We start from the raw sequence: 9,416 nt of genomic DNA, 5'->3' as shown, positions 1-9,416 counted from the left end.
CCTCGTACTGGACGTACTTGGGTCTGTGCCTGGTGCGGTGAGAGTGCGTGCATGGCGTCGCGGGGCAGACGGGAATTTGACGACAGGGCCTAGGCGGCGGGTCCCCGGGACGCCGTGCCCGTGGGGGTCGAGACCGGTACTCCGAGGGGGCGGGCGAGGCCGATCACGCCTTCGTCCAGGCGCTGCAGATGCCGCAGGACCCGGTCGGTCACGCGGTCGTGGCGGGGGAGGCCCGGCCGGTCCGTCTCCAGCATGGACGCGAGGCTGGGGCCGGTCTCGGCCACGCCTTCGGTGTCGTCGTCCTCGACGCGTGCGACAAGGACGTCGATGTTGTGCGCGATGCGTCGGCCGGCCCCCTTGAGCCGGGGATCGGCGGCGACGGACTTGCTGTAGGGCAGCACCTCGGCCGTCGCCGCCAGGGAACGCGCGTGGTACGCGCACGTCTCCAGGAGCGCCACGAGATAGCGCGCGGTCTGCCGGCGGGCCCGCAGCGGGGTGATCGGATGGGTCAACGGCTGCGTGGAGGACCGCAGATCGTCCAGGGCCGTGTCGAGATCCCGCGCCTTGTCCAGCAACTCGATCGCCGGGCCGCCGCTCAGCTGGTCGACCGCCGCACCGGTGACCTCCCCGAGCCGCTTCAGAACCGTGGCCAGCAGCTCGTCGGTACGCCGGTCCGTGTTCACCGGCAGCACCAGGGCGGCCGCGATGACACCGCAGGTGGCGCCGAGCGCCGTTTCCTCGATACGAAGGACGAGTACCCCGGTGCTGTAGGTGTTGAGCAGTGTGTAGAGCAGGCCAAGCATCGCCGTGACGAAGAAGGACATCAGGGCGTACGACAGCGGCGCGGTGAAGAACATCGCGAAGATGAACAGCAGCACCAGGGCGAACGCGGTCCAGGTGTGGGAGCCGACCAGACTCGCCAGCAGGGCACCGGCGACGACGCCGAGGACGGTGCCGAGCAGCCGGCGGTACCCCTTGACCAGGATCTCTCCGGTGGACGCCGTGTTCAGGAAGACCACCCAGCAGGTCAGCACGGCCCAGTACCAGCGCTGGCTGGAGAGGAACTCCCCACCGACGATGGCCAGGGCCGAACCCACCGACACCTGGACCGCCGTACGGGTCGTCGGACGCTCCCACCCCGTGCGGTCGTGCGTGTCCTCCTCGTCCTCCTCGGCCCTGGCGATGGCGACGTCCTCCGCGTCCAACTCCTCACGGGAACGGGTCGTCGACGGTGTGTCGTCGGACTCGTCCTGGGGTCCGTCGAGGGCGAGTCGCAGTCCCAGGACGGAACGCCCCGTCTCCCCGATCCCGCGGAAGACGTCCTGGACGGCCGCCGAGGCACGCGGCAGGTTCTCCTCGTCGCGGTAACCGAGCAGCCGGTTGCGTAGGTGGGCCATCCCGGTGCCGCGGTCCTCGGCGACCGGGCGCAGGACGAGCAGACGCAGCGCTTCGAGGTCACGGCGCAGGGTGGCGGTGGTGGCGTCCTGCGCCCGGAGCCGGTCGCTCGCCGCGGGCACGGGCGCGTTCGGCAGATGCAGGGTGAGCGTGTCGGCGCGTTCCGCGCTGCGGGCGGTGAGGATGAGCACCCCGAGCCGCTCGGCGGCGATCTCGGCGTCGGCGATACGCCGCTGCACGAGCGCGGCGGTGGTACGGTCGCTGGTCCCCTCCTCCAGCCGCCCCTGGATCATCATCGCGCTCTCGTGGAGCCGGGCGGTGTGCCGTCTGACCTCCTCCAGAGCCTTCTCCACCCGGTCCGGGCCGGCGTCCAGCAACTCGGTCTGGGCGGAAACCAGTTGCGCCAGACGGGCCCGGAAGGCCGCGCGCAACCGACGCAGCACACGCTCGGGCGTCTCCGGCACGACGACGAAACGCACCAGCGCGCTGCACACGAACGCGACGACCAGGGTCCCGCACAGCCCCGGCAGACCGGGGACGCCGGCCCTGACGAACAGCGACACGAAGTAGACCTGGAACCCGATGAGACCCAGGGCCGTTCCGCGATCACCGAAGCGGCGGCTGTACACGGCGGCGAAGATCAGCGCCAGGAAGAAGAGGTCACCCGCGACCACGTGGGTGCTGAGCAGCGCCCCCAGCGACATCGCGGCGAGTGCCACGACCAGCCCGAGCGCGAGCGTGACCGCCTGTTTGGGCCGCTGCTTCTCCTTGATGGCGAAGGTCGCGGCCATGGCCGCGATGGAACCGGTCACCAAGTGAGTCTTACCGGCCCCGAGCAGCGCCAGCACGGCGAGCGTGAGCGCGATGGCGCCCACCGTCCGCAGCCCGGCCATGAGCCGCAGCAGCCCGGGGTCCGATGCCGCGAATCGGTCCCAGATCCTCGTCCGGCCCGGCCGTGTCGCTGTCCTCACGCTGTTGTTCTGCCTCGCTCTCCGCCATGATCAGCGGTTCCAGCATGGCACGTGCCGACGCCCGCGCGTCCTTCCCGGCGTCCGCGGCGACCCCGGGCTCAGTCGGCCTCGCTGAGCGCGGGCGTCAACTGCGCCCAGGGACTGGGAGGTTCTCCCGTCACGGGAGCGTAGATCGCCGCGCCGCGTTCGTGCGCGGTACGCACGGCGAGCGGTACGAGCGCCTCGGGCACACCGTGGACGAGATGGCAGAACCGCTCGGGCGGGTGCCGCGCGGTCCACGCCGGTCTGCTGAACGCCGACACATAGGTCGTCCAGTGCCCCTCGAAGGTCACCGTCAGGTCGGCGACGCGCGCGTACCCCGGCGCCGGGTGCACCCCGGGGTTGAGCACGACGGTCGTGGTGCCCAGCCGGCGTACGGCCCGCACCAGCCTTCGGCAGGCGGGCAGTTCGGCCGGGTCCGAGGTCACCCGGTCCAGGAAGCAGCCGTCGGCCCCGTACCACTCCCGGTGCCGTACGACGTCCTGCGCGACCTCGACCGTGGAAGGCGCACCGTTACGGTGTCCACATGGCCGAGCAGGCGGGCGCCGGCCGCCCGCAGTGCTCCGGCCGCCGCGGTGAACGCCGGGTCGGGGCCCGGGCCCGGACCGTTCGAGGGATTGATCACCACCGTGTACGTACAGGACGCGGACGTGATCAGCCGGTGCCAGGCGCCCGGGCCCTCGGCCGGGTCGACGTACAGCGGAATGAGCAGGCTCACGGCGCCCGGCCGCCTTCCGGCCGGAGGGACGTCGCCGCCCAGAGCGCGGCCAGCGACTCCTCCAGGGCGTACGACGGCCGCCAGTCCAGGCCCTCACCGGCGGCGGCGATGTCGGAGCACTGCCACGACACCGCCCCCGAACGCGCCGAGCCGCCGCTGTCCTCCGGGCATCGGTACATGGGTGTGCCGAGGGGCGGACTCCGTGGTGCCGCGGGAGCATGGGAGTGACGCGTGCGCCTCGGTTGGTGCCCGTGGGAGGAAGCGGGAGAGGAGCTGGAGAGGAGGAGGGGCGAGCCGGTGGCGTTGGTGTTCTCCGTCGTTTTCGCGGTGCTGGCCGCGGTCAGCAACGCGACCGCCACTGTCCTCCAGCGCCGCGCGGCACAGGACGTGCCGTTGTCCGAGGGCTTCCACGCCAGGCTGCTCATCGAACTGCTGCACCGGCCGGTATGGCTGGGCGGGATGGCCGCGGTCATGGCGGCGGCATGCTTCCAGGCGCTGGCGCTGGTCAACGGCGCGCTGTCCGTCGTACAACCGATCTTCGTCCTGGAACTACCGTTCGCCCTGCTCATCGGCGGTCTGGTGCTACGGCGTCGGGTGACCCGGCGCGGGTGGATCGCCGTGGTGTGCATCGCCGTCGGGCTGGGCACCGTGCTGGCCGCGGCCGCCCCCTCGGTCGGGACCGACCGGCCCACCACGGGCGGGTGGATCCTGGCCATCGTGTGCTGCGCCGGCGTCATCGTGGCTGCCGTCGGTGTCGCGCTGCGGCTCCCCGCCGGACGCGCACGCGCGGCCTGTTTCGGCGCCTCGGCGGCCATCGGCTACGCACTCACAGCGGCCCTGATCAAGGACGCCACGCACGCCTGGGAGACGGGCGGTGCCACCGGGTTCTTCCTGGCCTGGCAGACCTACGCCTTCGCCGCCACCGGCGTCGGCGCGCTGTTCCTCCTGCAGAACGCCGTCCAGTCAGGCCCCCTCGTGGCCTCCCAACCCGCCCTCACCCTCGGTGACGCCCTGGTCAGCCTCGTCCTGGGCGTCACCTTGTACGCGGAGCGGGTACGCACCGGCTGGTGGCTGATCCCCGAGGCCGTCGGGGCCGCCCTGATCCTGTACGGAGCGATCCTGCTGGCCCGGATCCCGCTCACCCAGGTGCTCGTCGCACCGCCGGCCGCGCCGGACCGTACCAGGGCATGAACCGCCGGAATCGACGACTCGGCGGGTTCAGGCCTGGAACTCGGTGAGATCGATGGCGTGAACGAACAGTGGATGGCCGTACACCGGGTGCGTCGTCTCGCGCTCCAGCGTCATACCGAGCTTGCGGATGACGTTCTCGGACGCGTCGTCCCCCGCTCGGGTGATGCTGACCACGCGGTCGAGGCCACGGTCCTGGAGCGCGAACTCCAACGTGGCATGGGCGGCTTCGGAGGCGTACCCCTGACCCCAGAACGGTGAGCCGAACCGCCAGCTGATGGCTACGGCGGGCAGTACCTCCGGCAGGAACTCGGGCACGGACAGGCCCACGAACCCGGCCAGTTCGCCGGAGGCCAGCAGTTCGACGGCGAAGAGGCCGAATCCCTCCTCGTCCCATTCCTCTTCCCACTGTTCGATGGCCTCTGCCGTGTGGTCCAGGTCGCGAACGGAGCCGTCGTCGATCCAGTGCATGACGCGGGGGTCGGCATTGATGTCCGCCATCGGCACGAGGTCGTCGTCGGACCAGCGGCGGAGGAGGAGGCGGGGCGTGTGGATCTCGGTCATGGCGCCCATCCTGCCCGACGGGTGAACTCGGGCCGACGGCGGCAGCGCCAAGATCGTGCTGTCGGTGTTCGGGAGGGCCCTCAACGGCCGGTCGGACGGGACAGGAGGTCGGTGGCCATTTCGTGGACCGCGTCCCAGGCTGTGGCGTGCAGCGCGCCGACGGCCGTGCGACGCAGGTCGTCGAGGACCCCTTCGACATCGGAGTCCGAGTCGGAACCGGCGTCGTACTCGGTGCTCTCGGTGAGTACGTCGTACCCGTCGCGGACGGCGACTCGCAGACGCGTTCCTCCGGTGTCGGCGGTGTGCAGAGCGGCGGCGACGACCAGCGGCGGCGGACCCCCCGCTTCGCCGGCCTGCTTGCGGTACGCGCTGGTGATCGGATCGCGCCAGCGGAGGCCGAGCAGCAGGTGGCCCTTGGCCAGTACCTCGGACAGGTCGGTCTCGTAGACGCTGTCCGGTTCCAGGACCACCGCGCGGGCTTCCAGGACGAGTGCGGCGGGCAGCAGGCAGCGCAGGGTGCTCCCGACGATGTTGCCGCCGACGGTGGCTGTGCGGCGCACGGCTCCGGTCCCCACGGTGGAGGCCGCCCGGCGCAGTGCTTCTGGCACGCGGTCGTCGATCCGGTTCAGTATCACGGCCCCGCCCAGCGTCTCGCGGCCTATCGCATTGGCCTCCGGCAGGTCGCGCAGCGACATCGCCTGCTCGGGGAAGCCGTCCCGCTGCCAGGTGGCCCACACCAGGGTCGCGCCGCCTATGGGCACCGCCCCCTCGGCCATGCACTCCTGTGCTTCGGAAACGGACGTGGGCAGACGCAAGAGCACGGCAGCCGACCTGCTTTCGGGGGAATGGGCGGCCGAGGACGCACCGCCGCAGCCGTATGACCGTCGACATGGCGAATTTTCCCCAGCCCGCAGGGGGCGCGTACAGGGCTCACGGCATCACCCGACGCGCCCCTCGCCCACGGTTCAGCCGCGCTCGCCGCCGAACACCCCCAGGATGCGCTGGGCGGCCAGCGTGGCCGTCAACTCCCCGTCCCGCACCTGCTGTTCGAGGTCCGGGGCGAGGGCGCGTACGGCCGTGTCGGCGTGCAGGCGGCCGAGGAGTTCGTCGCGGACCATCGTCCATGTCCAGTCCACCTGCTGGTCACGGCGCTTGGCGGCGAGGCGGCCGGTGGAGGCGAGGAGCGTGCGGTGCTGTTCGAGGCGCTCCCAGACCGTGTCCAGGCCGGTCGACTCACGGGCGCTGCAACTCAGTACCGGCGGGGTCCAGGCGGCGTCGGCGGGATGCATCAGCCGCAGCGCGCCCGCGAGCTCCCGTGCCGCGGCCCGGGCGTCCCGCTCGTGCGGTCCGTCCGCCTTGTTGACCGCGATGACGTCCGCCAGTTCCAGGACGCCCTTCTTGATGCCCTGCAGCTGGTCGCCGGTGCGGGCCAGAGTCAGGAGCAGGAAGGAGTCGACCATGTTCGCGACGGCGGTCTCGGACTGGCCGACGCCTACCGTCTCCACCAGGACCACGTCGTAGCCGGCCGCCTCCATCACCACGATCGACTCGCGGGTCGCCCTGGCGACCCCGCCGAGCGTGCCCGCGGTGGGGGAGGGGCGTACGAAGGCCGCCGGGTCGACGGCCAGGCGTTCCATGCGCGTCTTGTCGCCCAGGATCGAACCGCCGGTCCGGCTGGAGGACGGGTCGACGGCGAGCACCGCGACCCGGTACCCGAGCGAGGTGAGCAGGGTGCCGAACGCGTCGATGAACGTCGACTTGCCCACACCGGGTACGCCGCTGATGCCGATCCGTCGCGCCTTCCCGCTGTGCGGCAGCAGCTCGGTCAGCAACTCCTGTGCCAGAGCGCGGTGTTGGGGCTTCGTCGACTCCACGAGCGTGATGGCGCGCGCCACCAGCGCCCGCTTCCCGTCGAGTACGCCCTTCACGTAGGTGCCGAGGTCGATCGCCATGGGGGTCAGAGGTCGTGGCCGAGGTCGGCGGACAGCCGCTGCACCAGGTCGTAGGCCGCGTCCGGGATCACCGTCCCGGGCGGGAAGACGGCCGCCGCGCCCATCTCCAGGAGCGTGGGCACGTCCTGCGGCGGAATCACCCCGCCGACCACGATCATGATGTCCTCCCGGCCCTCCTCCGCGAGCTGCTCCTTCAACGCCGGTACGAGGGTGAGGTGTCCGGCGGCCAGCGAGGACACCCCGACGATGTGCACGTCCGCCTCGACGGCCTGGCGGGCCACCTCGCCCGGGGTCTGGAACAGCGGGCCGACGTCGACGTCGAAGCCGAGGTCGGCGAAGGCGGTTGCGATCACCTTCTGGCCGCGGTCGTGCCCGTCCTGGCCCATCTTGGCGACCAGGATGCGGGGCCGACGGCCCTCGGCCTCCTCGAAGGAGGACACCAGGGTGCGGGTGCGTTCGACGGACGGCGACTCGCCGGCTTCGGTGCGGTACACACCCGAGATCGTACGGATCTGGCTCGCGTGCCGCCCGTACACCTTCTCCAGGGCGTCGGAGATCTCGCCGACGGTGGCCTTCGCGCGGGCCGCGTTCACCGCCAGCTCCAGCAGATTTCCGGTGCCTTCGGCAGCCCGCGTCAGGGCGTGCAGCGCGTCCTGGCAGACCTGTTCGTCGCGCTCCGCGCGCAGCCGCCGCAGCTTCTCGATCTGCTGGGTGCGTACGGAGGAGTTGTCGACCTTGAGGACGTCGATCTGCTCGTCGGTCTCCACGCGGTACTTGTTGACGCCGATGACCGGCTGGCGTCCGGAGTCGATCCGGGCCTGGGTGCGGGCCGCGGCCTCCTCGATGCGCAGCTTGGGGATGCCGGCGTCGATGGCCTTGGCCATACCGCCCGCGGCCTCTACCTCCTCGATGTGCTGCCAGGCCCGGCGCGCGAGGTCGTACGTCAGCTTCTCGACGTACGCGCTGCCGCCCCACGGGTCGATCGCCCGGGTCGTGCCCGACTCCTGCTGGATCAGGAGCTGCGTGTTGCGGGCGATGCGCGCCGAGAAGTCGGTGGGCAGGGCGAGCGCCTCGTCCAGCGCGTTGGTGTGCAGCGACTGGGTGTGCCCCTGCGTCGCCGCCATCGCCTCCACACACGTACGCGTCACGTTGTTGAACACGTCCTGCGCGGTCAGTGACCAGCCGGAGGTCTGCGAGTGGGTGCGCAGGGAAAGGGACTTGGCGTTCTGCGGGTCGAACTGCTTGACCAGCTTCGCCCACAGCAGCCGCGCGGCCCGCATCTTGGCGATCTCCATGAAGAAGTTCATGCCGATCGCCCAGAAGAAGGAGAGCCGGGGCGCGAACGCGTCCACGTCCATTCCCGCCGCCCGTCCCGCCCGGATGTACTCCACCCCGTCGGCCAGCGTGTACGCCAGCTCCAGGTCGGCCGTCGCGCCCGCCTCCTGGATGTGGTAGCCGGAGATGGAGATGGAGTTGTAGCGCGGCATCCGCTGCGAGGTGAAGGCGAAGATGTCGGAGATGATCCGCATCGACGGCTTCGGCGGATAGATGTAGGTGTTGCGGACCATGAACTCCTTGAGGATGTCGTTCTGGATGGTCCCGGCCAACTTCTCGGGCGGTACGCCCTGTTCCTCCGCCGCCACGATGTAAAGCGCGAGCACCGGCAGCACGGCGCCGTTCATCGTCATCGAGACGGTCATCTTGTCCAGCGGGATGCCGTCGAAGAGCTGCCGCATGTCGTAGATCGAGTCGATCGCCACGCCCGCCATGCCGACGTCACCGGTCACCCGCGGATGGTCGCTGTCGTAGCCGCGGTGGGTGGGCAGGTCGAAGGCGACGGACAGGCCCTTCTGACCGGCCGCGAGATTGCGGCGGTAGAAGGCGTTGGACTCCTCGGCCGTGGAGAAGCCCGCGTACTGACGGATCGTCCAGGGCTGGTTGACGTACATCGTCGGGTACGGTCCGCGCAGATACGGGGCGATGCCCGGGTAGGTGCCGAGGAAGTCCAGGCCCTCCAGGTCCTCCCCGGTGTACAGCGGCTCGACCGCGATGCCCTCCGGCGTCTCCCACAGGAGATCGGCCCCGCCCGTGGCCTTCTTGACGGCGCCGCGCCACTCGTCGCTCCCGCCGTCGGCCTTCGGGACCCCCAGCCCGATCCCGGAGAAGTCGGGGATTCCCATCGCTGCCATCAGGACACTCCCATACGGTCGAGGGTGGCGGAGAGCACGGCGACGGCGTCGCACCCCGCGAAGACATAGGCATCGACATCCGGGTACTGCCCGGGACGGCCCGCGAGGAACACGTGCCCGGCGCCCGTCGCCTTCAGCGCCCCGGCGACCTCCGCGGCCCGCTCCTCGTACAGCGTGTCGCTGGAGCACAGACAGACCTCGGTGGCACCGCTGTCCTCGAAGGCACCCTCGGTGACGGGCTCGATGCCACCCGCCTGGAACAGGTTCGAGGCGAAGCTGAGGCGGGCGGTGTGCGCGGCGGCCGGGCCGAGGGCGGCCAGGAAGATCCGCGGCCGGGAACCGGTCGCCGCAAGGTGGGCGTCGGAGCGGGCCCGCAGCGCCTCGAACGCCTCGTCGCGCC

At 71.1% G+C, this 9,416-nt stretch carries 6 protein-coding genes and 3 pseudogenes; 1 reads left to right on the top strand and 8 read right to left on the bottom strand.

What is annotated here, in order from left to right; genetic code table 11:
• Positions 1–89: 89 nt before the first annotated feature.
• The 3 genes and pseudogenes from ABZ656_RS53205 to ABZ656_RS53195 form a co-directional block, all read right to left on the bottom strand.
• Positions 90–2,366 (bottom strand): FUSC family protein, encoded by a 2,277-nt coding sequence (locus ABZ656_RS53205; protein WP_360279301.1) that lies wholly within the window; start codon positions 2,364–2,366, stop codon positions 90–92.
• 98 nt (positions 2,367–2,464) lie between these two features.
• A pseudogene (locus ABZ656_RS53200) lies at positions 2,465–3,123 on the bottom strand (spherulation-specific family 4 protein).
• Positions 3,120–3,278 (bottom strand): annotated as a pseudogene (locus ABZ656_RS53195) (NAD(P)-dependent oxidoreductase); the annotation flags it as partial. The pseudogenes ABZ656_RS53195 and ABZ656_RS53200, both read right to left, overlap by 4 nt.
• Before the next feature lie 142 nt (positions 3,279–3,420).
• Here ABZ656_RS53195 and ABZ656_RS53190 point away from each other — a divergent pair.
• The gene (locus ABZ656_RS53190) at positions 3,421–4,314 is read left to right on the top strand and encodes a DMT family transporter (protein ID WP_101406807.1); all 894 of its coding nucleotides are present in this window, start codon (positions 3,421–3,423) and stop codon (positions 4,312–4,314) included.
• 27 nt (positions 4,315–4,341) lie between these two features.
• On the opposite strand, the gene ABZ656_RS53185 is transcribed toward ABZ656_RS53190, so the two are convergent.
• The 5 genes and pseudogenes from ABZ656_RS53185 to ABZ656_RS53165 form a co-directional block, all read right to left on the bottom strand.
• A complete protein-coding gene (locus tag ABZ656_RS53185; protein WP_101406806.1) occupies positions 4,342–4,875 on the bottom strand; it encodes a GNAT family N-acetyltransferase in 534 nt (177 codons plus the stop codon).
• Positions 4,876–4,955: 80 nt separating this feature from the next.
• The gene (locus ABZ656_RS53180; RefSeq protein WP_101406805.1) at positions 4,956–5,696 is read right to left on the bottom strand and encodes an FAD binding domain-containing protein; all 741 of its coding nucleotides are present in this window, start codon (positions 5,694–5,696) and stop codon (positions 4,956–4,958) included.
• Positions 5,697–5,840: 144 nt separating this feature from the next.
• Positions 5,841–6,827 carry a methylmalonyl Co-A mutase-associated GTPase MeaB gene (gene meaB / locus ABZ656_RS53175; RefSeq protein WP_360279296.1) on the bottom strand — a complete coding sequence of 329 codons (987 nt, stop codon included), beginning with the start codon at positions 6,825–6,827 and terminating at the stop codon, positions 5,841–5,843.
• A 5-nt stretch (positions 6,828–6,832) separates the two neighbouring features.
• On the bottom strand, positions 6,833–9,007 hold the full coding sequence (scpA, locus tag ABZ656_RS53170) for a methylmalonyl-CoA mutase (protein WP_101408356.1): 2,175 nt from the start codon (positions 9,005–9,007) through the stop codon (positions 6,833–6,835).
• Positions 9,008–9,015: 8 nt separating this feature from the next.
• Positions 9,016–9,416 (bottom strand): annotated as a pseudogene (locus ABZ656_RS53165) (methylmalonyl-CoA mutase); the annotation flags it as partial.

Origin of the sequence: Streptomyces sp. NPDC007095, assembly GCF_040634475.1 — a bacterium.
Lineage (GTDB): Bacteria > Actinomycetota > Actinomycetes > Streptomycetales > Streptomycetaceae > Streptomyces.
Note: the sequence above shows the minus strand (reverse complement) of the source record. Positions and strands in the feature narration are given on the sequence as shown.

Coding starts and splice junctions, on each gene's coding strand:
- ABZ656_RS53185 (WP_101406806.1), bottom strand. CDS start 4,875: ATGACCGAGATCCACACGCCCCGCCTCCTCCTCCGCCGCTGGTCCGAC.
- meaB (WP_360279296.1), bottom strand. CDS start 6,827: ATGGCGATCGACCTCGGCACCTACGTGAAGGGCGTACTCGACGGGAAG.
- scpA (WP_101408356.1), bottom strand. CDS start 9,007: ATGGGAATCCCCGACTTCTCCGGGATCGGGCTGGGGGTCCCGAAGGCC.